The organism is Haladaptatus sp. DJG-WS-42 (genome assembly GCF_037198285.1).
Taxonomy (GTDB): Archaea; Halobacteriota; Halobacteria; order Halobacteriales; family Halococcaceae; genus QDMS2.
Genome location: NZ_CP147243.1, coordinates 1,160,420 through 1,184,545 on the forward strand (window position 1 = coordinate 1,160,420; position 24,126 = coordinate 1,184,545).

The window sequence follows — 24,126 nt, forward strand, 5'->3', positions numbered from 1 at the left end:
TGACGCTGGCCCCCGTTGGGCCGAGCATGGACTTTGGAATTGCTGGGGATAGCGCGCTCCTAACGGCGAGTTCGAGTGGCCTTGGACTGGCGAGTGCCATCGCCCTCGCAGAGGAGGGTGCGAACGTCGCCATCTGTGGCCGGGACGAAGCCCGCCTCAAAGACGCAGAAAAGCGGGTCGACCAAGCGGGGCGCGGAGACGTGCTCGCCGTCGAAGCCGACATCACCGACCCAGACCACGTCGAAGCGTTCGTTGAGCAGACCGTCGCCGAGTTCGGCGGCCTCGACCACGTCGTCACGTCCGCAGGTGGCCCACCCTCTGGCCCGTTTCTCGACACGCTCGAACGCGACTGGTACAAAGCCTACGACCTGTTGGTGATGAGTGCCGTCTGGACGGCGAAAGCCGCCCAGCCACACCTCGAAACGAGCGGTGCGGGCACCTTCGTCGCCATCACCTCGCTTAGCGTCCGCGAACCGGTCGAAGGCCTCGTGCTCTCGAACTCGGTCAGAAGCGCGGTCATCGGCCTCGTCAAGACGCTTTCGCGCGAGTTCGCCCCTGAGATTCGCGTGAACGCCGTCCTCCCCGGCGCACACGAGACGGCGCGCTTTACCGAACTCTTAGAACAGGGCGTTGCCCGCGGCGAGCTCGCGGACTACGAAGAAGGACTCAGGAATTGGGCCGAAGACATCCCTCTCAACCGAATCGGCGACCCACGAGAGTTGGGCGACGTAGTTGCCTTTCTCTCCAGTGAGCGGTCGAGCTACGTGACCGGCGTCTCCCTGCCAATCGACGGTGGCAAACTCCGGAGTTAGAAGCGGCCCGCTGCTTTGAGTTGCGAGACGAGGGCTCGTACTGCCTGCGCTTTTGCTTTCGGCACGACGAGTACGCGATTGTCGAACGAAACCACCACGAGGTCCGAAACGCCGACGACGCTCACGTGTGCATCGTCCGTGACGACGACCGAATCCGTGGTATCGACCACCGACACGTCCCCGAACACGGCGTTGCCATCTTCGTCAGAGTCGAGAATCCGACCAAGCGCGTCCCACGCGCCCAAGTCGTCCCACTCGAAGGTTGCCGGCACGACGGTCGCACGGGTCGTCCGTTCGAGCACGGCGTAGTCGATGCTCACCGGCTCGACGGCGTCGAAGTCGTGTGGGTTGTCAACCAAAGGAGCGAGCGGTGTGTCTGCGGCTTCGCGGAGCAGTGCCTCGGGCGTCCACGCGAACATCCCGGCGTTCCAGAGAAAACCGTCTTCAACGTACTTTGTCGCTGTTTCCGCATCCGGTTTTTCGTGAAACGAGGCGACGTCGAAGTAATCGCCGTGGGCTGCGCCCGGTTCGATGTAGCCGTAGCCGGTGGCCGGGCGCGTTGGCTTGATACCGATGGTGACGAGCGACCCGGTTTCGGCGGCGACGCGAGCGGCTGTGTTCGCGGTTTCTGCAAAATCGCCGGTGATGTGGTGGTCGCTCGGGACGCAAAAAAGCACACAGTCGCCGACCTGTTCGCGGATGCGCGCAGCGGCGTAGACGAGCGCGGGGCCGGTGTCTTTGGGTTCTGGTTCGGTGAGGACGGCAGCCTCGGGAGCGTGGTCGCGAATCTCGTCTGCGAACGCCTCGCGGGTGAGGACGTAGCGTTCGTCGGCAAACGAGAGGCGGTCGACGGTCTGGGCGAGCAGTGAGCCGTCGCCGAAGTCGAGAAACTGTTTGGGACGGTGGCTCCGGCTTGCGGGGTAGAGGCGCGTGCCGGTGCCGCCGGCGAGGACGAGCGCGACGAGGGGCCGAGTCATGCGAGGAAATCAACGGCGAGGGCGAAAAATCCTACTGGCGCTGGTGCGGTGCTCACGCCAAAGGGAGGCCACCCAACCGTGAGCAGTCCGCCACATCGCGGACCGAAAACCGTCGTTACACAGTCGCAAAAGACAATTTTAGCAGAAATTTCTGATGGATAGTTATTACTTATTGGATATTGATAGCACACTAGAAGATGTCGATGAATGTGAATGCGAGTGGGTTCATCATCGCTGCCATTGGGTTCTTTCTCACTCGATTTACCGTCACACTCGCACTCTACGAGAGCCCAGTCCAATTCTACCTCTCGGGCGTTCTTCCACTGACGCTCGGCCTTGGGTTGGCCGCGTTCGGTGTGGCGCTGGCCGTCGCTGACATCGAACCGTCGCTGGTTCGGACGACGGCGCGCTGGTGTGTCATCGGAGCTGGAACGATGTTGATTCTCGTCTCCCTGACGCTGTTAGGCACTGCCGTCGATGGCATACCGACCGTGACGATGATTCGCTCGCAAGCGTACCTGTCGAACTTTCTTATTGGGGGGAGCGTTGGGGGGACACTCACTGGCTTGTACGCGGCACGAACCCGCCGACAGCGCGGAGAGCTGCAACAGCACACCAACCGTCTCGTGATACTCAACCGCCTCCTCCGCCACGAGATACTCAATTCGGTGACGGTGATTCGTGGGTACGCATCGTTGAGCCGTGACGAGCATGCGGGGACCGGGAAGGTTATCGAAAAGCGGCTGACTGCTATCGAGCAGACGATAGACCAAGTGAAATATCTCACCCGCCGAGCAGGGCAGAACGATGGGTCCAGAAAGCTCATCAAAATCGAAGATACCATCCAGCAAAGCGTCGAGGAGGTATCCAGCCGTCATTCCGGAGCCGCAATTTCCATCGAGTCGATTCCCGAGACTGCGAAGGTGGTGGCAGACGAACAACTCGCGCAGGTTTTCACGCATCTCCTTGAGAACGCACTCATTCACGGACGCGACGAGACCCCAACCGTTGAGGTGACGGTGACACGAACCAGCGTCCGGGTGTCCGTAAAAGACAATGGGCCCGGGCTTCCTGAGAGTCAACAGGCACTGCTTGAAACGCCCGACATCGAAGAGTTCGACGACCCGACGGCCGGATTTGGGCTGAAAATCGTTCGGCTCCTCGTTGAGAACTATCGGGGAACACTCGAGACCGAGAGTGGAGCGAGTGGAACGACGGTGACCGTCGTCCTCCCACGAGCCAACGCAGAAACCATAGGACTGCAACCCACCCGAACGGACGTGGACACCGTGCGCCCGACCATCCAGCACATGCTCGTTACGCTCGGGGCGTCGGTCGTTGCGGGTGTGTTCTTCGGTATCGCGGCGATGGCGCTCGGTCGGTCGGTTGCAGGCATCGGCGTCTTTTACGGGGCGGTGAATCCCGTCATCGGCTGGCTCACTCACGAGTTTCACAGCATCGTCTTCGGGTTCATCTTCGTCAACCTGGTCTCGATGGCTCCGGAACGCTATCGAACCAGCGTCCTTGCCTACGTCGCCATCGGGGCGGTCTGGGGGCTTGTCCTCTGGGTTGGCGCGTCCGGGATCATCGCGCCGATTTGGTTGCAACTCCTCGGTATCCCGGCGCCGATTCCGAATCTCACGTTCTGGTCATTCGTGACGCATCTCGTCTGGGGGATTTCGCTGGGTGCGCTCACCGCGTGGGGATACAAGTACCTCGCCGCACGGGATGACACGAGTCGGTAAAAACTATCACTCAGTTGCTTTCAATATCGTCGCCCTACCACGTTTCGATGATGCCTTCGCGGATGTCTTCGACACAGCCCTGACAGTCCATGCTCTCTGCGTCGAAGCAATGAGGGCGTTGCTGGGCGTCGAGGGTAACGGTGCGGCGTTCGGCGTAGCGTCGGCAGACGAGGTTCATCTCGCGGCCGCCGTCGGTTTCTTTTGGGTCGGTGTTTCGCCCGCGAGTTCCCCTCCCTTCTCGATACTCGTGGCGTGCTTGTTCGACCTGGCGGCCTGCCCTGCGAAACTGCTGGCGAATGAGGCGTTCGATGCGCCGCCGGTTGCTCATATTCGCTCTATGGACACGGAGCTACAAAGCGTCACGGGGCGGGGAACAGACTCAGTGTACTCCCCCTGATTTCGAGCGATGCAGTTCGTCTCACCGCCATCGGTCCCCGGAGAATGGCCAATCGTCCAGAGTCGTCGATCCGCCTCCCACGATGTACGCAAGGAGGAGCGCGAAGATAGCGACCGTGATTATTACAAGGAATTTGATGACCGAGAGGGGGATGCTGTCGAACAGTGCGAACATGGCACTGAATCAACACCCGGCGTCGATGATAATAGGTCTTCAGGTTCACGCGACGAATTCACATTCCACAGCGGGGCAACGTTTTTGCCGCTGCTCCGTAAGCTATCAAACAGGTATCCGATGACCGTTTTCACCTGTTTCTGACCGGGTTCGCGCTCGACGCCCGAGTTGCTGAGTCCTGTTTGCGCACGCACCGTTTTCAGACCGAGTCACAACCACCACTATGTCACGAACACCGTACCTCCAGACCGAACGCCTCGAGCTCAAACCAGTCACCCACGACGACGAGCAGTTCCTCAACACGCATTTGAACCACCCGAAAATCCGCGAACACATCAGCAGCTTCCGGACGCCCTACTCGGAGATGGAACAGCAAGACTCCTTCGAGGAGTTCCACACCGGCGAGAACGTCGTCTCGCTCGTCATCTGGGATGGCGACGAGCGCGTCGGCCACATCGGACTCATGCCCTTCCACGACCGGAACAAACTCGGCAATCTCGGCTACTGGATTGCGCCCGACCACTGGGGTGCGGGCTACGCCACCGAAGCCGCAGAAGCCATCATCGGGTTTGGCTTCGACGAACTCGGCCTCCACCGCATCGACGCGTGGATAGAAGCGCCGAACGAGGGCTCCCGGCGCGTCGTCGAAAAGCTTGGATTCACCCACGAAGGAACCAAACGCGAGGCCGAATTCACCGGCAGCGAGTGGGTCAACCAAGTCCTCTACGGCTTGCTCGCTTCAGAGTGGAAACCGGGGTTTTAAGGCCTATAACGGAACCGCACGAGGGAATCACTTCCACTCCGGTTACAGTACTTTTTATACCATCGGGAACCAACCGTCGTATGTCTCCCATTGAAAACAGGCGGAGACAGTGAAACCCAATGACAGATGTGCACCAGCACGCAGTAGAGATACACGAGCAGTTTTCAGACAAACTAGAGCTGACGGTCGAAGACGTTGAGGAACGTCTCGAAAAACTCGTCGGCGAGTACAAAGTTCCCATCGACGAGGCACGCCGCAGCGTCACGAGTCACTACCTCGACGAAGCGGGCATGGAGCGCGAAGACCTCCGTGGCTCCGGTGGCAACCAAGAAATGCAGATTTCGGCCGTGGACGAAGCCGAACAGTGGCTCGACCTGACCGCGAAGGTCGTCGACCTCTGGGACCCCGGCCACGAGTCCATCGGGCAGGTCGGCCTGCTCGGTGACCCGACCGGGACTATCAAGTTCACGAAGTGGGCAAAATCCGACCTCCCTGCCCTCGAAGAAGGGAAGGTCTACCGCTTCTCGAACGTCGTCTCCGACGAGTACCAAGGCCGCTTTTCGGTCAAGCTCAACCGGACAACCGGCATCGAGGAACTCGACGAAGACCTCGAAGTCGGCGACAACGAAGCCGAAATCGAAGGCGCGATGGTGGACATCCAGAGCGGCAGCGGACTCATCAAGCGGTGTCCCGAGGAGGACTGCACGCGCGTCCTCCAGAACGGACGCTGTTCAGAACACGGCGAGGTCGAAGGCGAGTTCGACCTCCGCATCAAAGGCGTCGTGGACGACGGCATGACCGTCCACGAGACCATCTTCAACAAAGAAGCCACCGAGGAACTCACCGGCATCACCCTCGAAAAGGCAAAGGAGATGGCGATGGACGCACTCGACACGACGATTGTCGCAGACGAGATGCGCGAGAAAGTCCTCGGACGCTACTACCGCATCAGCGGTCCGACGCTCGGCCGCTACGTCTTAGCGAACGAGTTCGAAGAACTGACCGGCCCGGTCGATGCCGAAGCAGTCCTCATCAAAGCGAGGTCGATGTAACAATGAGTTCCGCACCAACCCGAGAAGTCGCTCGACGGGTTTTCGCCCGCGAGTTCAACGACGCTGGCTACACATTCAAAGAATCGGACGACGAACGCGCCCCGGTCTACCTGCTGCTCCCGACGGGCGAACGAGCAAACCGCGTGTTCGTCGTCGGCACGCTCACCGAGAAAGAAGACGTCGGTGAGGACAGCGAGTACTGGCGCGGGCGCGTCGTCGACCCAACCGGGACGTTCTTCGTCTACGCTGGGCAGTACCAGCCAGAAGCCGCGAGCGTCCTCCGTGACGTCGAAGCACCCGCCTACGTCGCCATCGCGGGCAAGCCACGCACCTACGAGACGGACGATGGCTCGATTAACGTCTCCATCCGACCGGAGTCAATCTCCGTCGTCTCCGCCGAAACGCGCGACCGCTGGGTCGTCGAAACCGCAGAGCGCACGATGGACCGCATCGAAGCGTTCGACGACGAGACCAACGAGTACGCACGCATGGCAAAAGAGCAGTACGAGCTGCCGGTCTCTCGCTACAAGCAAGAAGTGCTCACCGCCCTCGAAAGCCTAGACGACAGCGAAGCGCTCGAAGCCGACGCCGCGTAAGCGGTTCCGACAAGCTTCGGCTTCCGCCGTGGAGTGCGTCTGCTTTTCGTTTTTCCTGAACGACACAGCCCCGGAAGGGGCCAGTGACAGTGGGAATTGTGTTAATTCAACAGCATTTGATGATATGTCCCAACGAAGCGCTCCCGGTCGTAGAGTACGTGATTCGTGGACGTATGCCCTCATCGTGGGTGCTGTGGTAGTCGTGATAGTCACACCGCTTGGTTCGTCAACCGACTGGCTGTTCATGCTGTTTTTACTGCCGTTTCTTGCGGCCATCCCGAAGGGGTTCTGGAAACTCGCACACTCGTGACTGGACTCGCGCCCTGTATCCAGAAGAATCGTCAAAATGTGGCATCAACCGAGAAGGGTAACAAGGCCGTTTCTTGTAACTCACGTCTCCTGTACTGCCAGATTGATATACGGGAGGAGGAATTCCACGAGCTGTCGCTGTACTTTCCGCAGGTGGTTAGAGGCAGTCGCCTTCGCGATTCCCATCTCTTCTGCAATCTCCTCGAGCGTGGCTTGACGTGGAATTTCGAAATAGCCGTATGCAGTGACATCCTCCCCGCCGTGAACGGCGGGGCTTCCCGTGCCGCGTTGGGATATTTATGGTTTGCAGAGGCTCGCTTGTTCAGCGAACGTCCCCTGTCCACTACTCGGGCCGTGTTCTCCACGGCGGAACAGGTTGACTGCTGGACGTGCCACACACCCGCTACTCCTATCCTCGGACGACCGAGGACTCAGAGTTACCTTTTCTGCTTGGTCTATCCGACATCGAATGTTCTCCGCACCATTCGAATCGGCGTTCATCACGGCCCCACACCCACGACAGACGTACAAGCCACGCTCCACACGGTTGGCGTCTCGCTTTTGCCCACAACACGAACACGTCTTCGAGGTGTCTCGCTCGCTCACCGTAACCACAGCGATGCCTTCGGCTTTCGCCTTGTATGTGAGGAGATTCGTGAAGCGGTCGAACGCCCACCCGTGCAACCCTTCGTTGCCACGGTCGCCCCAGTTCCGAGCCTCGCCGGTTTCGTCGTCTTCACGGATTCCTTCGAGGTTACCAACAGCAATCGTTCCGACACCTCGTTCGACGCATTCAGTGACGATGTGTCTGGTGACGGCGTGCATATAGTGCGACCGACGCTCGGAACGCTTCCGTCGAAGACGGAGTGCTTTGTTTGACCGAGAGGAGTTGCACTTTGCTATTTCCTTGGCGAAATACCGTTCGTCGGTTTTGAGGGTGTTCCCCGGATACAACTCGTGGTCGCCCGTGGAATACGCGATGGCGGCGAAGTTCTTGATGCCGAGGTCGATTCCGGCGGTTTCGTCGCCGGGAGACTCGGCTTCGATTTCGTGTTTGCACACGATGTGGAGTTCCCATTCATCACCATTCCAAATGGCTCGCACTTGGCGAACGTTCTCAACAACAACATCTGGTCGAGTCTCGATTTCGCAGAGGATGAAGTCCGACCAGTGTTCTTTCAGGTTTCGGCCTTTGGAGAGGCGAATCCGGTTGTGGTGGGCGTCGTATTTGAATCCGTCTTCTTTGAACGTGACCGTCGAGCGCGGGTGGTCGCCGTTGTGTTTTCTGTACTTCGGTGGGTTTGCTCGGTCGTCCCCGTTTCGGCGCTTGGCGTACCAGCCACGGAACGCTTCAGCGAGTTCTTCGATGACTCGCTGACTCGACTGAGAATTGAGGTCGGCGTAGCGTTCGTGGGTCTTCAAGTATGCTTTGAGCGGGCCATCCCCGGGGATTGTCCCTGTTTCGCTCCAGATGCGGTCGCACGTCCAGCGTGCGATGTTCCAGAGTTTCGAGGCGGCGAACCCGAGCGAGTCCAAGTCACTCATGACCTGTTGCTGGTTCCTGATGGAAGCAACGTAGGTTCGGGTGACCCGAATCGCCATACATAGGTAATGTAGACAAACCTACTTAATGATTCGGATTAGCGTGGAATATCCAGTCAGCAATCGTCGGTGGACTGTAGGGAGAGTGTCGGATTCACTCCCGCCCTGAAGGGCGGGATTCTCTCCTCGTAGGAAGATAGCCGTGTTCAGAAATTCGCGTTGTCGTGGGGGGATTGACGCGAGCAACTCCTGCCACTCGGATCTGCTCGGCATGAATTCTCGCCGAAAGTCCTGGGTGATGTCAGTCGCGCCGTTCGAGACAACCCGTTTGATGCGCAATTGGAACTCTCAGAGGGAATCATGGATTTGAGTGAGTTTATCTGAGAAACCGCACTCCAGAAACAAATTTGTCGGTGAGCTATCTAGTTTGGGTATGGTAACGGTGATGGGGCTCTACAACCGCGTCGATGCGTGGCTGCGGGGGCTCTCGCAGGGGAAATACGCTGCTTCTTGGGTTTCTCAGGCGGCATCGGCGTACTCATCGCTGGCCTCCTTTTGAATACAGAGTTCTTCCTCGTTCAGGCGCTTACGGTGGCAGTCGTCATGTTCGGGCTGGAGTATGCATTCGGGCTCAACCAGCCGACGGGGGAGTAAAGCAGACGACAACCGGAAGGAAAGAACGATGCCTCCCTGAGAATGGAGAAAACGATGTCCGTCGGGTCGAGGTGGTTCGACGACGAGAGCGGGGATTAGACCGCCGAAGAGGAGTCGAATTCGTTGCTGACAGCCGAGAGGACGCGCTCGAATCGGTCGTGAACCTCGAGTGCAATCGAGTCGAGCGTCTCGTTGTCAGCAATGCCGACGAGCTGTTGTGGGTCGACCGCGCTCACCACGACCTCGCCATCGTCGGTTTCGTAGACGACGACGTTACAGGGAAGGAGCGCGCCGAGTTCGAGCTCCGCGGTCAATCCCTCGTGTGCGAGCGGCGGATTGCACGCACCGAGAATGCGGTACTGTCGAAATTCTTCTCCGAGTTTTGCTTCGAGGGTTGCCTGGACGTCGATGTCACAGAGGACGCCGAAGCCTTCGTCGGCGAGTGCGTCAATCGTCGTCTCGACTACCTGGCCGAACGCACCGGCTACAGACGTCTGTATTGTGTATTTCATACAATACTCAACACGGTTGTGGGACTTAACTGTGGGGTTTCGATGAGGTTATCCCGGATGGATTCGGGACGACACCTGCGGGATTATTCTGCAAGTTCCAGCTGTTCACGCCGCCGTTCGAACTCATCGTCTGAGAGGTCACCGCGGGCGTACCGTGCTCGAAGAATCGCCAGCGGGTCTTCGCTGCGTCCACCTTCTCGACGCTTCCCGAGCATGACGACGAGGGAGAGTGGAATTGCGAGCAACAGCCCAAGCCAGAGGAGTCCCCAGAGACCCATCGTCCCGCCGAAGCCTCCCCAGCCACCGCCCATCATTCCGCCGCTGGAGCTCCCGCCCATGGCAGCAGCCGTGCCAGTCGTCGCGACCAGCAGTGGGACGGCGAGTATCCCCAGTCGACGAGCCGTGCGTCCGATGTGAGTCGTGAGTTGCGTCATTAGCTTGCGTGTGTGAGTTGCGGTGTTGGGTTGAAACGAGCGATTCGAGCAGGGCGGTCAGCAGTGGCCCTGTCCGTACATTCCGCCGTCGTGGTCGTCGTCAGTCATACCGTGGGCCATCTCGTCAACGGACGCACCCATGTGCGACTCCATCCACTCGACGGCACCGGGACCCATGTGGTCGGTCATGTGTGCTTCCATCCATGCCACCCAGCCGTCGGTGGTTCCGTCGGACGGAGGTGCGTCGTCTGCAGTCGTGTCGTTGCCGTGTGCGCTGACCACGGGAGCGGCGAGCGCGAGTGCGACGAGTGCGAGCGCCACGAGCAGCCAGCGGCCGAGTTTGAAGTTGGTCATTGTCTTTCTCCTCGGTTACTCGTAGGGCGACTCGAGGGTTATCACGATGGGTGTGAACCCGCGCAGGAAAACGTCCGAGAGCGTGTATAGACCGTTCTAATCGTTTTTCAGGAATAGAATCGTTCATGCGCGCTGAAATCGCCGGCGTTGGCCTGAGTCTGGAGTTACCGGGCGATTCGGCGCTTGAGAGCCGCCAGTAATCCGGGCTGCGGTCTCGCCGTCTGGTCTGAGTCGCTACGATGGGGTTTCTCGGCTCCCGACTCGTCGGCGTCGAGCCGCGCCGCTTCGTACTCCGCAATCAGGTGGGCGACGTGGCGATCACACATAGGAGTAGATACGACGCCCACCTACAAAACTGGTCGACAGGCGCTCGCAACGGCTATCGCTGACTTTGCTGCAGGTCGTCACTTGGATAAATACGATAGGTTCGCCCCTGACGCTCACGGTACAACAGTCCACGCTTCTCGAGGCCACTGACCGTTTGACTGACCTTGCTCTTCGAGAAGCCTGAGCGATCTCGTAATTCGATCTGTGTGATACCGGGCGAGGAAATGACCGGTTCGAGGACACGGCGTTCGTCATCCGGAAGGAGATCTAACACGCGAGCGTGTGGCTGAGACTCCGGATTCGTGACTTCTTCCGGTGATTCGGTGACCTCAGAACTGGTTCGATTCGCTCGCTCATCTTGGGAGCGGTCGATTCTGTCTGTGCCGGTGAGGTCATCCCGAACAACGAGATACCCCCCACCGATGACCGCAGAGACGAGGAGGGTTCCGAGGACGTACCAGAGCGGATTCGTTCCGTGAACCGCTCCCATCGACGTGCCCATCATTGACCCCATCTCTTCGAATGCTTGCTGTTGCTGATACGCTTGCCAGCCGAGCACCCCGCCGACGATGAGGACGGCTGCGACCAAGCCACCGACTCCTGTATCTACTCGCCGTCGATTCATCTATCCCACCTCAATCTGCCGGGATACTCGTTCATACCTACGCGTTGGTGAGACAGCGGTGTAGCAGTTGTGATTGGCAGAAACAATACTCGGGACTGTTTGGCCGTGAAACGTGGTATCGAGACGTGGGGTTCAGTGATGCTCATGGCTCTGGGAACCTCCAGCTCCTGAGACTTGGGGGTGCTGATGTGCAAATTCGGATGGGTGCGTTTCGAACGATTGCTTGCACCGGTTCGAGCAGAAGTAGTACGTCTCGCCGTCGTGGGTAACGCTCGGGCCGCTATCGTCGGTCCGCATCCCACAGACGGGATCCCGGTGCTGTCCGAGGGCACCCAACCCCCGACGGTAGACGTAGAGGAGGAAGCCGGAGAGGGCCAACGTGATGCTGTTGAGGTAGAAGGTGTAGTTGAGTTCGAAGTACGTCTGTTCGGAGGCCGTCTGCCCGCTAGCGAGATTCGGGACGATGCCGAGAGCATTGAACAGTTCCTCCATGAGAAAGCCTGTGAACGCCATCGTCACGAAGAAGATGCCGAGGATGTACAGCATCACTTTCCAGCCGTAGTACTTCCGGTAGACGTTCAGGACGGGGATCGTGATAAGGTCGGCGTAGACGAACGCGATGACGCCCGCAAAGCTAATTCCCCCACCCCACAGCGCGACGGCGAACGGGACGTTTCCCATACTGCCCACGAAGCTGATGACCGCGATTGCCACACCCATGATGGCGTTCTCTGCGCTCACGAGCAGTCCTTCCCCCTGGAGAAAGAGCGCGTTCCAGACCCATTGGGGGACGAACACGATGACGAACCCCGAAATCAGAAAGCCAGCGATAACGTCCTTCCAGATCATCGACCACTCCTTGCGGTACTGGTTCCCCAATTTGTACCAGCCACCCCACGACAGGAGTTCGTCGCGCCACCCGCCACTACTCGACGCCTCCTGCAGGTAGGTCTCCATACAGCCCGCAGAACAAAATTTCAGCGTCTCGCCCCCGTCGGTCGTGAGCGAGTATTCGTCTTTGCCCTCCATTCCACAGGTCGGATCCTCAGTGATTCCCTGGTCGTGGTCGCGTTGATTCAGTTCTTGGCGAACCTGCTCGAAGAGATTCTCGGGGAGCGTCAAATGGACGAGCAGCGCCATCACAGCGATGAGGATGACACCGCCGAGGAGTTCGGCAACCAGAAATTCCCAGCCGAGGAGGATGAGGATCATGAGTCCGAGCTCGACAATGAGGTTTGTCGAGGCGAACATGAACGCGAGGACGTTCACTGCGTGCGCGCCCTTCTTGAACAGACCTTTCCCGATAGCGACGGCCCCGAAGCTACAGCCGCTACTCGCCGCGCCGAACACTGTTGCCTTCGTGAGTCCACTCAGATTCTCCTCTCCAAGAACCTTGGCCATCCGCTCCTTGGAAACGTAAACCTGAACGAGGCTCGTGACCACCAGGCCCATGATGATCGCCCACGCGGCAGTCCAGAGAAAGCCGACGCCGATCCGCAACGACTCAAGGACTCCATCGACGAGAGCGGCTTGCATACCTAGACTATCGCAGCCATCAGTTTTGGCACTTATTCTTGAGAATCTGAGGGAAATTCCGCCTTTAAGTTTGTATTCTAAGGTAGACTTCGAGGAGGACAACATCCTTCCGCTCGAAACCGGTGTTTCCGATCATAATACTGAGGACATCTTGTTCTCTTCTGTGAAATGCTGTGACTTCTTTGGTCGGCCAGATGTACTGATTAAGACTCAGTGGCCTTCTTTTTCTGCACTACTTTCCAGTGGCACCTTGAGTGGGCGGGTCGCTCTTTCGAATTGTAAGAGAAATTCGATTGAATGAGTGGAGCGTATCTCTACATATGAGCACTGCGACCACAACTCAAGACTCGTACGAGATGGAACCAACCACCGGTGAGATGCACCTCAACGAGCTGGCACTCGCGGGTTCTGCGGCAGTCGTTTCTGCGGTCGTGATGCTGCTCCTCGGCGTGTTCGGCGCGATCGGGGTCTATGAGGGCGCGGTCGCGATGATGGAACAGTGGCACCTTTTCTTCGAGCCGACCGTCGTCGGAACCCTGGCAGGCATGGTCGAAGCCGCGATAATCAGCTTCGTCCTCGTGTACCCCTTCGCGTGGCTGTACAACGTATTCACACGATAAAACGAGGAAACGACCCATGTACGTAACCGACAAAGCTGAAATCGTCATCGACGCATCGCCCGAGGAGATTTGGGAGTACGTGACCGACCCCGTCCACTGGACGGCGTCAAATCCTGCGGAGCACTACGGGCTCAGATACGACACGCCCGACAACCGCCCGCGCGAAGGAGCGACCTTCCACCAGCGCGAAGAAGTCGCCGGGATGTTCGCCAACCTCCACGGTCGGTTTCAGTACATCAATCATCCGAACATAGCGGTCTGGACGGGAACGGCGTACTATCCTTTCCTTCGTGGCCTCGTCACTGTTCGACTCCCCGAAGGTGGCACCATTCGACTCGAAGAGACGTCAGACGGAACTCGGATGTCACACGCCGTCTGGATGGATTTCCCGAACAACCGTCGTGGACGCTTCCTGAAGTGGCTTTTCACGACTGTGCTTAACGGAAAGGAGAAGCTCTACGACCACACCAATACGGAGCTCGTGTTCTTCAAACAGCAGCTTGAGTCCAAGGCTGTCACGTCGACATTGTAACGCCACTTGTAGATTTAATACTGAATTGGAGCAATTTGTAAATTCCTACTGAGTCATCTCTATCCTATGAAAAATCGCACCGACCACCGCAGTCGAGACCCACCAAAGGTTACAGTCCCAACCAACACGCGACCTTAGGTGGGCTCGCGGTGGATGCAAATGGACTTCGATTCCAAAGTTTTGGGCAATTATTACCACTCACACGAAGGGAAAACCCCGATAAAAGTGGGGCGCGTACGTATTCCTGTATGACGACGACCATCACCGTAGAGGGAATGTCCTGCGGTCACTGTGAACAGACAGTCGAAAAGGCGCTTCGAGAGGTAAGCGGTGTGACCGACGCCACCGCCGACCGTGAGGCTGAACAGGCAAGCATCGATGGCGATGCCGACGTCTCAGCCCTCGTACAGGCTGTCGAGGACGCTGGCTACACCGCCCACGCCTGAGACCGCGCAGAACGTTCGCGGACACTTACCCATTCCGTTCTCTTTCGGGCCCACTTCCCCTCAACCGCACAGTGTCAGGGTACGGACAGAATAATGTGTAGCGGTACCAACACACAACCTATGAGAAATCATCCAGATGACGAGCGCTCCGGACACGACTCATCCGAACACGCGACTCACGACCCGCCAGGCGAGACCAACACCAAGCCCGAACGAACGGACCAACAGGCACACCACGCGCACGAAGGTCAGTCGGGACACAGCCACACCGAGATCGAACACGGTCACGGTGCAGCCGTCCACGAGCATGACGCACACGACCACAGTGCGCACAAGGGAGGACACAAAGACCACCGCGTTCACACAGACCACACCGGTCACGAACAGATGTTCCGCCGCCGATTCTGGGTGTCGCTCGTGCTCTCGGTTCCAGTCATCTTTTTCAGCGAATTCATTCAGGATGTCTTCGGCTACACAGCGCCGTCGTTCCCCGGAAGCGTCTGGATCACACCCGTCCTCTCGGTCGTAATCTTCGCGTACGGTGGCGTGCCGTTCCTCTCGATGGCTCGGACCGAACTTGAGAACCGCGAGCCGGGGATGATGCTGCTCATCTCGCTGGCGATCACCGTCGCGTTCGTCTACTCACTCGCCAGCCTGTTTCTCGAGGGGGCGACGCCGTTTTTCTGGGAGCTCGTCACGCTGATCGACATCATGTTGCTCGGCCATTGGATGGAGATGCGGTCGGTTCGTCAGGCCTCAGGCGCGCTCGACGAACTGGCGAAGCTCATGCCCGATACCGCCGAACGAATCACCGAGAGCGGAGATACGGAGGAGGTGCCCGTCTCCGAACTCAGCGAGGGTGACGTCGTTCTCGTCCGCCCGGGTGCGAGTGTACCCGCAGACGGCGAAGTCGTCGACGGGGAGTCCTCAGTCGACGAATCGATGATCACCGGCGAATCTCGACCTGTGGACAAGGAACCCGGCGTGGAGGTCGTCGCCGGGACGGTCAACCAGGACGGCAGTCTCCGCGTTCGCGTGACGAAGACCGGCGAGGAGACTGCATTGGCTGGCATCATGCGACTCGTCGACGAGGCCCAGCAGTCGAAATCCCGCACGCAACTCTTGGCCGATCGCGCCGCAGGGTGGTTGTTCTACATCGCACTCGCCGTCGCGGGCATCACGGCTGTCGCGTGGGTAATCGCGGTCGGGTTCAACAGCACCGTCCTCGAACGCGTCGTGACCGTTCTCGTTATCGCCTGCCCACACGCGCTCGGCCTCGCCGTCCCGCTTGTCGTCGCCATCAACACCTCCACAGCAGCCCAGAACGGGATGCTCATTCGCGACCGCATCGCCATGGAAGAAGCGAGAAACCTCGATACAGTGATGTTCGACAAGACCGGGACGCTCACGAAGGGCGAACAGGGCGTCGTTGGCATTGAAACGGTGGGCGACTGGGACGAACAGCGCGCGTTCGCGGTTGCTGCGGGCGTCGAAGGCGACTCCGAACACATGATTGCGCGCGCCATCCGCAACGCCGCCGCAGAACGTGCTGTCCAACGGGCGCAGGTCTCGAACTTCGAGAACCTCCGCGGGCTCGGCGTCAGAGCGACCGTCGAGTCGGAGCCGCGAAACGGCTCCGAACAGGGGAGCGGGGAGCGCAGCGACCCGCGAGAGGGCGGGACAGTCCACCTCGGTGGCCCCAACCTGCTTGAGAACCTCGGTATCGAGCGCTCCGACGACATCGTTGCATTTGCCGACGAAGCTGGCGCGAACGCACAGACGGTTATCTACCTCATTCACGAGGAGTCCGGGGTCGTGGCGGCGTTCGCCCTCGCGGACGTCATCCGAGACGAGAGTCGGCAGGCCATCGAGGCGCTGCACGCGATGGGCATTGAGGTGGCGATGTTGACCGGTGACTCCGAGGAGGTCGCAAAGGCGGTCGCCGAGGAACTCGGCATCGACCAGTACTTCGCAGAGGTGCTACCTGAAGAGAAAGACACCACGGTAGCGCAACTCCAGTCGGAGGGAAAGCTGGTGGCGATGGTCGGTGACGGTGTCAACGACGCCCCCGCCCTCACGAGAGCCGACGTCGGCATCGCCATCGGCTCTGGGACGGACGTCGCTATCGAGTCGGGAGACATCATCCTCGTCGACAACAACCCGCTGGACGTCGTCCGGCTCATCAAGCTCTCGAAGGCGAGCTATCGGAAGATGCAGGAAAATCTCGTCTGGGCGACCGGATACAACGTAATTGCACTCCCACTCGCTGCGGGAATCCTCGCGCCCATCGGCATCCTTCTGTCGCCAGCAATCGGTGCCGTATTCATGTCGCTCTCGACCATCATCGTCGCCATTAACGCCCGGCGACTCAAGGGGGTCGACCTGTCTGCAACATGAGGCAGTTTCGATGACGACAGTGCCAGTAACCGTTGGTGGACGCACAATCGATCCGGGAGAAAAGCGTTCGTTCCGCTTCGCGTGTAGTGAGACGTATCACGGCGATACGCTCGAAATTCCGGTGACGGTGATCAATGGCGAGTCGATGGGCCCGTGTGCCTTCCTGACCGCTGCTGTCCACGGCGACGAACTCAACGGCATCAAAATCATCCAAGAGGTCGCGGCTCGCTACGAGCCTGCCGACATTCACGGAGCACTCGTCTGTCTGCATGTACTGAACGTCCCCGGTTTTCTCGCCCAGCAGCGCTACATCCCCATCTACGACGAGGACCTCAACCGGTCGTTTCCCGGCAACCCTCGAGGGACGATGGCCAAGCGCCTCGCAAATACGATTTACAAGGAGTTCGTCTCGAAGTGTGACTTCGGCCTCGACTTTCACACGTCGACGCGCAATCGGACGACGATGTACCACGTCCGCGCCGACATGAGTGATCCAGCCGTCGAACGACTTGCCCGGTCGTTCGGCACGAGCGTAATTCTCGATGGCGAAGGCTCACACGGAACACTCCGGAGCGTTGCCTGTCGAGATGGTATTCCGACGGTCACCGTCGAGATGGGGCGTGCCCACCGGTTCCAGACGGCACACCTCGACCGAGCACTCCATTGCGTTGCAAGTGTCCTCGCAGAACACGAAATACTCCCCAACCGACCGGTTTCCTGGCCCGGTTGGACGCGTGTTGTCGCCCGCGGTGGTGAAAAGACGTGGCTCCGTGCCGAAACCGGCGGCCTCGTTACGATGCAGTGGGGCCCACACCCGCTCGTGGACGCGGGTGAGCCGCTCTTTACCATCTCTGATCACTTCAAGAACACCGTCGAGACGGTTCGTGCGCCGTCGACCGGCCTCGTCGTTGGCGTCCTCGAAAACGCAGTCGCGAACCCTGGCCACCCGCTATGTCACTTCGTGAGCATCGACGAGAAAACCGCCGACATCATCCGCGACGATATCGAGTGTGGCGTTTTCGACGTGTACCACGAAGGCGGCTTCCAGTGGCCCAAACCGCACTGGTACGCAGAACACAGCCACCCATCTGGAACCAACCGAAATGACTGAGCTGACACGCCGTCACCTCACGACCACCGTATGTCGTTCTCCTTGTGTGGAAGTGCCCGAGCCGGTTCGAACACCGTCGAACAGTTGGTTCACAGAGTGCGTGAGACGCTCACAGCTCCTCTGTGAAGATGAGATAGCCCAGAATCGCAATGAGGGTGACTTGCGCCACCTTGTCGAGGAGGCCAAAGTTCTGGAGGTGTGCCAGCCCTTCGAGAACCCAGAGCGGAATCTGGAGTGCGGTAAAGGCGATGCCTGCCAGATAGAGAACACGGCGATTGATTCCTGCGAAAAACAGGCCAATCCCTCCGAGAAAGCCCAATCCAGCGGGGAGCATCACCAACGTCCCGTGTTCAAGGAACAAGTACAGGTGAACGGCCGCACTGAAGACGGCGAGAAGGGCTGCAGCTTGATGCACTGGCGTAATTTCAGCCGTTTCATGCGCGTCCATCCGTCGGTATGCAGGGACGGTAACCACAGAGCCGAGGAGGAACAATCCACCGACCAGGGCATACCAGCTCCCCAATATTCCGCCCGAGTCGTGACTATCGGCGCCCTCATTGCAATCGAAGGCTATCGTGCCTATCTCCGAGAAACTAACGCACGGATGCTCTTTGTCGCAGTTGGCTTTCTCCTCTTGAGCGTCGGGTCGGTGCTCGAAGGCATCTTCTATGATGTGCTCCACTTCGCGGTGTTTCTCGCCGGGATGATTCAAACACTGTTCGTCGCACTCGGAATAGCCCTCATTCTGTATTCGCTCTACGTGACGACAGACACAACCGAAACTGCCACGCAAAAGCCGGATACGTCACACGAATTATCCTGAATCAGAACCGCAGCGGTTAACAGCCTGGTTTGCCGTGAGCCACCATTCGGCCGCAATGGCGGTTACACCCCGACACTCGCTCCGCGTGCACCCCGTCTGACAAATGATTAAATAGTCTGGACGTTGACCTTCGGTTAATGGGCAACAAGAACAAAACCATCTCGTTTCGCGTCAACGAAGACGCCTTCGAGACGCTTCGGGAGATAGCCGAAGAGCGCGATATCTCGTTGTCTGCGGTGTTTCGCGACTACGTCCAGACGCTCGTCGCCCACGACGGCCAGGTCCGCGTCATCCCCGAACACGAACTCGCCGACCAGACGACAGACCAAGCAACGTTCCCGCCGCGCGTGGAAGTGCCAAAGAGCCTCATCCACGACCACGAACGCCTCGAACTGGAGAACAAGCACCTGCGCGACCAACTCGACGACTACAAGCAGTATATCACGGAGCTCCACCAGCGAATTGACGAGCTGAATCAAGACGACGATGACGAGGTCATCCTCCTCGACGACTTAGACGACGACCTTGACAGCGAAACGTTCCACCTGAGTTAGCGAGATAAGTCGCGCTTTGCCTGACTGAGTGTTTCTTCGATCTCTCGGTTGTTTTCAACCCCCGCGAGTTCTTCGGCCGCTTCGAGCGTCCGCACCGAGTCATCGAGAAACGAGAGAATGTCGCCAGCGTAGGCGTAGAGCATGTAATCGTCGCCCATCACGTCCACGATGGAATCCGGGCCGAGTCCCTGCGCCCGGAGTTCGAGCAAATACGTGATGAACTTGCGCTCAGGATGGCCACAGTACGGATTCGTCTCACAGCCACAATCGAGGAAGTCTTCGGCGAAATCGAGGACGCGCTCTTGGGTGGCGTCATCGAGTTTCATCAGCCCCTCGCCCTGAAAGAGAATATCGAGAGTCGCACCGCTAAACGCGCTCTTTGGGATGTTCGTCCCCAACTGAGAGGCAATCTGGCGGTGGTTCTTCAGATAGATTTTGTCCGTGATGGCCACGCGTGCTCGGTCGTAGGCGGTTCGAGGCAAAAAGCCACACGGAGTCAGTCCGGAGTCGTAACGTATTTGAGCAAACCGGAGTTAGAAAGAGGTGCGTGTCCGGGTTGGGGTAGTGGACTATCCTTCAGCCTTGTGGAGGCTGAGACGCGGGTTCGATTCTCGCACCTGGACCTTCTTTCCGTTCTTAATTCGTGAGCGTTTGCTCTCGTCAGAGAACACCGCGAGTAATTGTGAGACCGAGAGAAGTCAGTTAGAGGAGAATCGAAGTGAGGAGCGATAGTGACTGGAGTTCGATTCTCGCACCTGAACCTTTCTGTCTCCGAACAACGCGAGGAGACGAAAGTCCAAACGGCGAGGGCGAGCCACGAACAGAGAAGCGTTGAAGCCGACTCTCCCCCACTGGTCAGTATGGGCGCGTACACCGGGACGACCGCGCTTCGCGAGGCACTCGACGACTGGCAGCGCAACGTGGCTGCGTTTCTCGTCGCCGCCGCTGTCGTTGGGGGTGCCTCAGTAATCGGGTCGAAAGAGGCCTACTACGCCGCGGCGCTGATCATTTTCACCGTCTGGATGGTCTGGTTCGTCCTGACTGCCGTCGAGTGGTTGAAGCGGGCAGATTTTTAACGTGATGTGTCAGAGCATCGGTGAGGACAGTTCTGCGTGATAGCCCTCACGCCAGTCTGCGTATTCCACCAGCGCGTTGCGACCAGTCTCAGACAGCTCGTAGTAGTTCGTGCGACGGTCGATTGCACCTTTTTCGACGAGCTCTAGCTCGACCAGTGTATCTAAGTTGGGGTAGAGCCTGCCGTGGTTGATGTCGCCGAGGTGGGCTTCGAGGTCTGACTTGATGTCTTGGCCCGAGGGTTTTGCGTGTCCCGCGATGACGGTCAGCAGATCGCGTTGAAAGCCCGTGAGACTGTGCATTTGCACCATGGTACCCACTCATTGGTAATGACGCTGCTTTGTTAAGAGGGGATTTCGAGAGCAGTGGGTGTGTTCCATTCCGTTCCACAGGTGGAACGGTTAGTTGAGCTACAAGATGGGGTAAGTCGAACTTCGAGGTGGAACAAACAGCGCTAGCACTGGAAGTAACGCGGAACGAGGACGGTCCCGTCGTCTGGATAGTCTTTCTGTCGATGGCAAATCGCCCAGATAAGAATTGTGACGGTTAAGCCCTCAGTAAGCGTCTAGGTTTGTGGGTGCCACACATGGCAATCAAACAAGCAGACACAGGAGTTCGGGCGGCGTCGGACAGATTCTACAAGGCGTTAGGGCAAATGGCAAGCGGCGACGCAGACTCGATGGAAGAAATCTGGTCACATCGAGAAGATGTCACGACGATGCATCCGATTGGCGGTCGTGAAGTCGGCTGGGAAGCCGTCAAAGAGCCGTGGAAGGCCGTTGCCGGGCTTGCTGAGAAGGGTGAGGTGACGCGCACAGATCAGTTCATTCGCGTCATGGGTGACGTGGCCTACGAACTCACAACTGAGGAGGTCTCGATGACGCTTGGGGGCGAGACGCTCGACTCTGCGTACCGGGCGACCAACATCTACTGTCTCGAAGATGGCGAGTGGAAAATCGTCCACCACCACGCAGACCTAGACCCGAAATTCATCGAACTCCTTCAGCGCCTAGAGGGCGCTGCATAAGCGCGGTGTGAGTGGACAAAACGACGGACTATTTTTCGTGCTGACTGAGCGGGCGCGGCGAGCCAAACTGTAGATTCAAAACCATTAGGTGAGCGTCATGAGAAGCTTCGTGTGATGAGTCTGCGCGCTGTCGCCAGAAAAGAATATTTTCAGTGTAGACGCTCCCCAACTGTCCTCTCGGTAATCGGCCTCTTTCTCCTCTCTGCAGTCTTTTTCGCCGTGATTCAGTGGGTACCGAACGTCGGTCAACCCGGATACGACGGCACACCAACATCCACGCTCGCGCTGCTAAACAGTCTCGGGCAGCCCGGGGCCATTTTCATTCCGCTGCTTGGATTGCTGGTTGGCTATCACACAATCGCCGGAGAGCGCGAGAGCGGCGCGCTCAAAATGATGCTCGCGCTGCCCCACACCCGCCGCGATGTCGTCTTCGGAAAGTTCCTCGGTCGGGTGGCCGTCGTCATGGCCGCCACGGCGCTCGCCGGCGTTGCCGTTGGAATCATCGCCGCGGTTTCGTACGCGGTCTTCGACGTCGAGGCGTTTCTCCTCAACACGACGCTGATGGTGGCGTACGGGGCGGTGTACGTCGCCATCGCGGTTGGTTTCTCCGCGTGGATGGACTCACGGTCGAAGGCACTGGTCGGGACGGTTTCGCTGTACGCGTTGTTCATGCTCGGCTGGGACGCCCTCATGCTCTTGCTCCAACTCATCTTCATCGGGCCGACGCTCCCGGCGGGCACCAAGCTTCCCGATTGGCTCCAGTTTATCGCCGTGTTGAACCCGTCTCGGGCGTTCATGTACGCCACCAGGTCAGTCCTGCCGTCGTACTACGAACTCACCGTCTCTGCACAATCAGACGCAGCCTTCCTCCAAGATGGGGTTGGGTTCCTCATTCTCGCCGGCTGGATCGTGCTTCCGCTTTGTCTTGGCTTCCTTCGATTCACCAGGACGGATATTCAGTAACCAACCAGCGATTCACGCAGCCGTATCGAGAGTGCCACAGACAACCCGAATGATTTTCAGTCTCGAAATGCAGATTTTTTTACATGCAGTCGCTCTTGATTGACGTTCTCAAAAGCCTCTTTGTAGACCCCTTCGTTGACTATTTTTATCACGGTCTGACGCTTTGGCGAGTCGCCACACGGCTTCTCTCTGGAATCGCACTCATCGCGGGCATCTACCTCGCACTGCTTCAGCCAGCACCGCTCTCGTACGTCGGCTGGTTGCTCGCCGTTCCCGCGTCATTGTTTGTCCTCTACGACACGCTCACGGTCAATCAACACACGCGAGACTAGCGCTCGCATCGGTGCCACTAGCCTCAATCGGACCGGTACGTTCTCAGGCGTGAAATGCACAGAAAAGTCGTCCACCCGACGTGTCTAGGCGGAGGCGACCAGTTCATCAGGTGAGTCGTGCGTGCGTGCCGCTGATGCGCGGGGGAGTTCGATGACGAACGTGGCTCCGTGTGGTTCGGTGTCTTGTATTTCGATGGAGCCGCCATAGACAGTTATCATTGAATCAACGAAAAAGAGGCCAAAGCCACTGCCCGTCGATTTCACGTGTCCAGTTTCGCCCCGGCGGAAGACGGCTTTCTTTCGGTCGTCTGGGATCCCCGAACCGGTGTCGGCGATGCGGGTCGTGACCGTGTCGTCGTCGGCTTCGGTGGTGATGGTCACGTGTAGGCCATCAGGGTCGTTGTGCTCGACGGCGTTCGTGAGCAGGTTTCCGAACACTTCGTTCACAAGTTCGTCTGCCTTGACGACCACTTCGTCGTCGACGTGAACCTCGAAGGTTGTGGTGGGATACGTCGAACTGAGGCGTTCGACTTCTGTGCGAATCGTCTCCGAGAGGTTGATTGCGGTGAGTTGGGGCTCGATGTCGGAGGTGAGCGCGTTGAGAATCGACCGAACGCGTTGGACGATTGCGACGACATCGTCGCTCCACTTGAGAATCGTCTCCGCCTGTCTGCGGTGGTCACCATCGTCTAACTCCTCGTAGAGGATTCCTGCCCGCCCACTGACGACGGTCATGCCGTTTAACACGTCGTGGCGAAGGATGCTGTTGAAAAACTCGAGTTGGTCGTTTTGATACTCCAGTTGCTCTGCGCGAATGACCGCCCGCTCTGCTGCGCGTTCGCGTTCGATGGTGCGTGCCTCGATGACGCCGATGAAGAGGCCACCGCCTGCACCGAGACACGCCATAAATCGGCCCCATTGGATGTATCCACTGGCCTCGGTAAGTGGCGGGGTGATAAACATGACGATGATATTGAGCCCGAGGATGACTGCCATGCTAGAAAAACACCACAGCGCGATTCGCCTGTGGCGTTGTGGGTCTAGCCAACCCCGCTTGAGCCAGTAGCCACCGAAAAATATACCCGCCACCACTGGCATCGTAATCGCCACATTCGTGATAAGTAGATAGGTTGGCTGCGTTTCCCCAATGACGTTTACAATCGCCCATTCGGCAGGAAACGAGAGGAGCAGACCCACACTAAGTCCCATGATGAGATACGGGACCTTCGTACCGTGAGAGGATTCAGAAGGTGGAGAAGGTGACATTCTATCTCATAATTATCGGTCTGAAACATGTACTTTTCCACTATTGTGAAGTTCAGAATAGTTTGAATTAACACGTGCTAAATGAACGAATGCTACAATCGGCAAGTGAGACGGCGACAGCACTCAAAGAGAGCGAGAAATTGCCAGAGAGGTTTTATGCGACGAATTGCTT

Annotated in this window: 31 protein-coding genes and 1 tRNA gene; 18 read left to right on the top strand and 14 right to left on the bottom strand. The window is 58.5% G+C overall.

The annotated features are described in order from the left end of the window. The first annotated feature begins 26 nt into the window (after positions 1 to 26). Complete coding sequence (locus V5N47_RS06380) at positions 27 to 812, top strand: SDR family oxidoreductase (RefSeq protein ID WP_338730035.1); 786 nt, start codon at positions 27 to 29, stop codon at positions 810 to 812. On the opposite strand, the gene V5N47_RS06385 is transcribed toward V5N47_RS06380, so the two are convergent. Then, positions 809 to 1,789, bottom strand: coding sequence for a mannose-1-phosphate guanylyltransferase (locus tag V5N47_RS06385; protein WP_338730036.1), 981 nt, complete (start codon positions 1,787 to 1,789; stop codon positions 809 to 811). The two genes, V5N47_RS06380 and V5N47_RS06385, sit on opposite strands and share 4 nt — an antisense overlap. A gap of 197 nt (positions 1,790 to 1,986) precedes the next feature. Here V5N47_RS06385 and V5N47_RS06390 point away from each other — a divergent pair, with 197 nt between their 5' ends. Further along, the gene (locus V5N47_RS06390) at positions 1,987 to 3,534 is read left to right on the top strand and encodes an ATP-binding protein (RefSeq protein WP_338730037.1); all 1,548 of its coding nucleotides are present in this window, start codon (positions 1,987 to 1,989) and stop codon (positions 3,532 to 3,534) included. 34 nt (positions 3,535 to 3,568) lie between these two features. Here V5N47_RS06390 and V5N47_RS06395 read toward each other — a convergent pair whose 3' ends face one another. After that, complete coding sequence (locus tag V5N47_RS06395) at positions 3,569 to 3,862, bottom strand: hypothetical protein (RefSeq protein ID WP_338730038.1); 294 nt, start codon at positions 3,860 to 3,862, stop codon at positions 3,569 to 3,571. Between the two features lie 466 nt (positions 3,863 to 4,328). On the opposite strand from V5N47_RS06395, the gene V5N47_RS06400 reads away from it, so the two are divergent. From V5N47_RS06400 to V5N47_RS06410, 3 genes are all read left to right on the top strand, one after another. Continuing rightward, the gene (locus V5N47_RS06400) at positions 4,329 to 4,868 is read left to right on the top strand and encodes a GNAT family protein (RefSeq protein ID WP_338730040.1); all 540 of its coding nucleotides are present in this window, start codon (positions 4,329 to 4,331) and stop codon (positions 4,866 to 4,868) included. 119 nt (positions 4,869 to 4,987) lie between these two features. Continuing rightward, a complete protein-coding gene (locus tag V5N47_RS06405) occupies positions 4,988 to 5,920 on the top strand; it encodes a replication factor A (protein ID WP_338730041.1) in 933 nt (310 codons plus the stop codon). Between the two features lie 2 nt (positions 5,921 to 5,922). Continuing rightward, positions 5,923 to 6,516, top strand: a complete 594-nt coding sequence (locus V5N47_RS06410) for an RPA family protein (RefSeq protein WP_338730042.1) — start codon at positions 5,923 to 5,925, stop codon at positions 6,514 to 6,516. A gap of 390 nt (positions 6,517 to 6,906) precedes the next feature. On the opposite strand, the gene V5N47_RS06415 is transcribed toward V5N47_RS06410, so the two are convergent. Both V5N47_RS06415 and V5N47_RS06420 read right to left on the bottom strand, forming a co-directional pair. After that, entirely contained in the window at positions 6,907 to 7,122 is a 216-nt protein-coding gene (locus V5N47_RS06415; protein ID WP_338730353.1) for a helix-turn-helix domain-containing protein, read from the bottom strand. Then, positions 7,123 to 8,427 carry a transposase gene (locus V5N47_RS06420; RefSeq protein ID WP_338730043.1) on the bottom strand — a complete coding sequence of 435 codons (1,305 nt, stop codon included), beginning with the start codon at positions 8,425 to 8,427 and terminating at the stop codon, positions 7,123 to 7,125. Between the two features lie 450 nt (positions 8,428 to 8,877). Between V5N47_RS06420 and V5N47_RS06425 the strand changes: the two genes are divergently transcribed. Continuing rightward, the gene (locus tag V5N47_RS06425; protein WP_338730044.1) at positions 8,878 to 9,021 is read left to right on the top strand and encodes a hypothetical protein; all 144 of its coding nucleotides are present in this window, start codon (positions 8,878 to 8,880) and stop codon (positions 9,019 to 9,021) included. A gap of 95 nt (positions 9,022 to 9,116) precedes the next feature. On the opposite strand, the gene V5N47_RS06430 is transcribed toward V5N47_RS06425, so the two are convergent. The 6 genes from V5N47_RS06430 to V5N47_RS06455 all read right to left on the bottom strand — a co-directional run bounded on the left by V5N47_RS06430 (position 9,117) and on the right by V5N47_RS06455 (position 12,809). Next, positions 9,117 to 9,533 carry a DUF302 domain-containing protein gene (locus tag V5N47_RS06430; RefSeq protein WP_338730045.1) on the bottom strand — a complete coding sequence of 139 codons (417 nt, stop codon included), beginning with the start codon at positions 9,531 to 9,533 and terminating at the stop codon, positions 9,117 to 9,119. An 83-nt stretch (positions 9,534 to 9,616) separates the two neighbouring features. Further along, positions 9,617 to 9,967, bottom strand: a complete 351-nt coding sequence (locus V5N47_RS06435) for an SHOCT domain-containing protein (protein ID WP_338730046.1) — start codon at positions 9,965 to 9,967, stop codon at positions 9,617 to 9,619. 57 nt (positions 9,968 to 10,024) lie between these two features. Next, positions 10,025 to 10,321: a hypothetical protein gene (locus tag V5N47_RS06440; protein WP_338730047.1), complete on the bottom strand. Its 297-nt coding sequence runs from the start codon at positions 10,319 to 10,321 to the stop codon at positions 10,025 to 10,027. Between the two features lie 164 nt (positions 10,322 to 10,485). Further along, the gene (locus tag V5N47_RS06445) at positions 10,486 to 10,647 is read right to left on the bottom strand and encodes a hypothetical protein (protein ID WP_338730048.1); all 162 of its coding nucleotides are present in this window, start codon (positions 10,645 to 10,647) and stop codon (positions 10,486 to 10,488) included. A 53-nt stretch (positions 10,648 to 10,700) separates the two neighbouring features. Next, a complete protein-coding gene (locus V5N47_RS06450; protein WP_338730049.1) occupies positions 10,701 to 11,273 on the bottom strand; it encodes a MarR family transcriptional regulator in 573 nt (190 codons plus the stop codon). A 132-nt stretch (positions 11,274 to 11,405) separates the two neighbouring features. Then, a complete protein-coding gene (locus V5N47_RS06455) occupies positions 11,406 to 12,809 on the bottom strand; it encodes a permease (protein ID WP_338730050.1) in 1,404 nt (467 codons plus the stop codon). Positions 12,810 to 13,129: 320 nt separating this feature from the next. Here V5N47_RS06455 and V5N47_RS06460 point away from each other — a divergent pair, with 320 nt between their 5' ends. The 5 genes from V5N47_RS06460 (at position 13,130) to V5N47_RS06480 (ending at position 17,915) form a co-directional block, all read left to right on the top strand. Then, positions 13,130 to 13,429: a hypothetical protein gene (locus tag V5N47_RS06460; protein ID WP_338730051.1), complete on the top strand. Its 300-nt coding sequence runs from the start codon at positions 13,130 to 13,132 to the stop codon at positions 13,427 to 13,429. Positions 13,430 to 13,445: 16 nt separating this feature from the next. Continuing rightward, positions 13,446 to 13,961 (top strand): hypothetical protein, encoded by a 516-nt coding sequence (locus V5N47_RS06465; RefSeq protein WP_338730052.1) that lies wholly within the window; start codon positions 13,446 to 13,448, stop codon positions 13,959 to 13,961. 248 nt (positions 13,962 to 14,209) lie between these two features. Then, a complete protein-coding gene (locus tag V5N47_RS06470) occupies positions 14,210 to 14,407 on the top strand; it encodes a heavy metal-associated domain-containing protein (protein ID WP_338730053.1) in 198 nt (65 codons plus the stop codon). Positions 14,408 to 14,794: 387 nt separating this feature from the next. Further along, a complete protein-coding gene (locus tag V5N47_RS06475; protein WP_338730355.1) occupies positions 14,795 to 16,804 on the top strand; it encodes a heavy metal translocating P-type ATPase in 2,010 nt (669 codons plus the stop codon). Positions 16,805 to 16,814: 10 nt separating this feature from the next. Beyond that, positions 16,815 to 17,915, top strand: a complete 1,101-nt coding sequence (locus tag V5N47_RS06480) for a succinylglutamate desuccinylase/aspartoacylase family protein (RefSeq protein WP_338730054.1) — start codon at positions 16,815 to 16,817, stop codon at positions 17,913 to 17,915. 109 nt (positions 17,916 to 18,024) lie between these two features. Here the strand turns inward: V5N47_RS06480 and V5N47_RS06485 are convergent, their stop codons facing one another. Then, complete coding sequence (locus V5N47_RS06485) at positions 18,025 to 18,330, bottom strand: hypothetical protein (RefSeq protein WP_338730055.1); 306 nt, start codon at positions 18,328 to 18,330, stop codon at positions 18,025 to 18,027. Positions 18,331 to 18,453: 123 nt separating this feature from the next. Here V5N47_RS06485 and V5N47_RS06490 point away from each other — a divergent pair, with 123 nt between their 5' ends. Both V5N47_RS06490 and V5N47_RS06495 read left to right on the top strand, forming a co-directional pair. After that, positions 18,454 to 18,738 (top strand): hypothetical protein, encoded by a 285-nt coding sequence (locus V5N47_RS06490; protein WP_338730056.1) that lies wholly within the window; start codon positions 18,454 to 18,456, stop codon positions 18,736 to 18,738. A gap of 137 nt (positions 18,739 to 18,875) precedes the next feature. Next, a complete protein-coding gene (locus tag V5N47_RS06495) occupies positions 18,876 to 19,292 on the top strand; it encodes a ribbon-helix-helix protein, CopG family (protein ID WP_338730057.1) in 417 nt (138 codons plus the stop codon). On the opposite strand, the gene V5N47_RS06500 is transcribed toward V5N47_RS06495, so the two are convergent. Beyond that, positions 19,289 to 19,744: a DUF5814 domain-containing protein gene (locus V5N47_RS06500; RefSeq protein WP_338730058.1), complete on the bottom strand. Its 456-nt coding sequence runs from the start codon at positions 19,742 to 19,744 to the stop codon at positions 19,289 to 19,291. The two genes, V5N47_RS06495 and V5N47_RS06500, sit on opposite strands and share 4 nt — an antisense overlap. A 98-nt stretch (positions 19,745 to 19,842) precedes the next feature. On the opposite strand from V5N47_RS06500, the gene V5N47_RS06505 reads away from it, so the two are divergent. Beyond that, positions 19,843 to 19,915 (top strand) — tRNA-His (locus tag V5N47_RS06505). 108 nt (positions 19,916 to 20,023) lie between these two features. After that, the gene (locus tag V5N47_RS06510; protein WP_338730059.1) at positions 20,024 to 20,368 is read left to right on the top strand and encodes a hypothetical protein; all 345 of its coding nucleotides are present in this window, start codon (positions 20,024 to 20,026) and stop codon (positions 20,366 to 20,368) included. Positions 20,369 to 20,377: 9 nt separating this feature from the next. Here the strand turns inward: V5N47_RS06510 and V5N47_RS06515 are convergent, their stop codons facing one another. Further along, positions 20,378 to 20,668: a helix-turn-helix transcriptional regulator gene (locus V5N47_RS06515; protein WP_338730061.1), complete on the bottom strand. Its 291-nt coding sequence runs from the start codon at positions 20,666 to 20,668 to the stop codon at positions 20,378 to 20,380. Positions 20,669 to 20,952: 284 nt separating this feature from the next. Between V5N47_RS06515 and V5N47_RS06520 the strand changes: the two genes are divergently transcribed. From V5N47_RS06520 to V5N47_RS06530, 3 genes are all read left to right on the top strand, one after another. Continuing rightward, the gene (locus V5N47_RS06520) at positions 20,953 to 21,393 is read left to right on the top strand and encodes a nuclear transport factor 2 family protein (protein WP_338730062.1); all 441 of its coding nucleotides are present in this window, start codon (positions 20,953 to 20,955) and stop codon (positions 21,391 to 21,393) included. Between the two features lie 114 nt (positions 21,394 to 21,507). Further along, the gene (locus V5N47_RS06525; protein ID WP_338730063.1) at positions 21,508 to 22,356 is read left to right on the top strand and encodes an ABC transporter permease subunit; all 849 of its coding nucleotides are present in this window, start codon (positions 21,508 to 21,510) and stop codon (positions 22,354 to 22,356) included. A gap of 83 nt (positions 22,357 to 22,439) precedes the next feature. Next, positions 22,440 to 22,688: a hypothetical protein gene (locus V5N47_RS06530; RefSeq protein WP_338730064.1), complete on the top strand. Its 249-nt coding sequence runs from the start codon at positions 22,440 to 22,442 to the stop codon at positions 22,686 to 22,688. Between the two features lie 84 nt (positions 22,689 to 22,772). Here V5N47_RS06530 and V5N47_RS06535 read toward each other — a convergent pair whose 3' ends face one another. Continuing rightward, complete coding sequence (locus V5N47_RS06535; protein ID WP_338730065.1) at positions 22,773 to 23,684, bottom strand: HAMP domain-containing sensor histidine kinase; 912 nt, start codon at positions 23,682 to 23,684, stop codon at positions 22,773 to 22,775. Between the last annotated feature and the right edge of the window lie 442 nt (positions 23,685 to 24,126).

Coding starts and splice junctions, on each gene's coding strand:
- V5N47_RS06465 (WP_338730052.1), top strand. CDS start 13,446: ATGTACGTAACCGACAAAGCTGAAATCGTCATCGACGCATCGCCCGAG.
- V5N47_RS06495 (WP_338730057.1), top strand. CDS start 18,876: ATGGGCAACAAGAACAAAACCATCTCGTTTCGCGTCAACGAAGACGCC.
- V5N47_RS06440 (WP_338730047.1), bottom strand. CDS start 10,321: ATGACCAACTTCAAACTCGGCCGCTGGCTGCTCGTGGCGCTCGCACTC.
- V5N47_RS06475 (WP_338730355.1), top strand. CDS start 14,795: ATGTTCCGCCGCCGATTCTGGGTGTCGCTCGTGCTCTCGGTTCCAGTC.
- V5N47_RS06520 (WP_338730062.1), top strand. CDS start 20,953: ATGGCAATCAAACAAGCAGACACAGGAGTTCGGGCGGCGTCGGACAGA.
- V5N47_RS06460 (WP_338730051.1), top strand. CDS start 13,130: ATGAGCACTGCGACCACAACTCAAGACTCGTACGAGATGGAACCAACC.
- V5N47_RS06455 (WP_338730050.1), bottom strand. CDS start 12,809: ATGCAAGCCGCTCTCGTCGATGGAGTCCTTGAGTCGTTGCGGATCGGC.
- V5N47_RS06400 (WP_338730040.1), top strand. CDS start 4,329: ATGTCACGAACACCGTACCTCCAGACCGAACGCCTCGAGCTCAAACCA.
- V5N47_RS06435 (WP_338730046.1), bottom strand. CDS start 9,967: ATGACGCAACTCACGACTCACATCGGACGCACGGCTCGTCGACTGGGG.
- V5N47_RS06410 (WP_338730042.1), top strand. CDS start 5,923: ATGAGTTCCGCACCAACCCGAGAAGTCGCTCGACGGGTTTTCGCCCGC.
- V5N47_RS06445 (WP_338730048.1), bottom strand. CDS start 10,647: ATGTGTGATCGCCACGTCGCCCACCTGATTGCGGAGTACGAAGCGGCG.
- V5N47_RS06450 (WP_338730049.1), bottom strand. CDS start 11,273: ATGAATCGACGGCGAGTAGATACAGGAGTCGGTGGCTTGGTCGCAGCC.
- V5N47_RS06390 (WP_338730037.1), top strand. CDS start 1,987: ATGTCGATGAATGTGAATGCGAGTGGGTTCATCATCGCTGCCATTGGG.
- V5N47_RS06395 (WP_338730038.1), bottom strand. CDS start 3,862: ATGAGCAACCGGCGGCGCATCGAACGCCTCATTCGCCAGCAGTTTCGC.
- V5N47_RS06385 (WP_338730036.1), bottom strand. CDS start 1,789: ATGACTCGGCCCCTCGTCGCGCTCGTCCTCGCCGGCGGCACCGGCACG.
- V5N47_RS06515 (WP_338730061.1), bottom strand. CDS start 20,668: ATGCACAGTCTCACGGGCTTTCAACGCGATCTGCTGACCGTCATCGCG.
- V5N47_RS06525 (WP_338730063.1), top strand. CDS start 21,508: ATGAGTCTGCGCGCTGTCGCCAGAAAAGAATATTTTCAGTGTAGACGC.
- V5N47_RS06535 (WP_338730065.1), bottom strand. CDS start 23,684: ATGGCAGTCATCCTCGGGCTCAATATCATCGTCATGTTTATCACCCCG.
- V5N47_RS06405 (WP_338730041.1), top strand. CDS start 4,988: ATGACAGATGTGCACCAGCACGCAGTAGAGATACACGAGCAGTTTTCA.
- V5N47_RS06380 (WP_338730035.1), top strand. CDS start 27: ATGGACTTTGGAATTGCTGGGGATAGCGCGCTCCTAACGGCGAGTTCG.
- V5N47_RS06420 (WP_338730043.1), bottom strand. CDS start 8,427: ATGGCGATTCGGGTCACCCGAACCTACGTTGCTTCCATCAGGAACCAG.
- V5N47_RS06530 (WP_338730064.1), top strand. CDS start 22,440: ATGCAGTCGCTCTTGATTGACGTTCTCAAAAGCCTCTTTGTAGACCCC.
- V5N47_RS06480 (WP_338730054.1), top strand. CDS start 16,815: ATGACGACAGTGCCAGTAACCGTTGGTGGACGCACAATCGATCCGGGA.
- V5N47_RS06430 (WP_338730045.1), bottom strand. CDS start 9,533: ATGAAATACACAATACAGACGTCTGTAGCCGGTGCGTTCGGCCAGGTA.
- V5N47_RS06470 (WP_338730053.1), top strand. CDS start 14,210: ATGACGACGACCATCACCGTAGAGGGAATGTCCTGCGGTCACTGTGAA.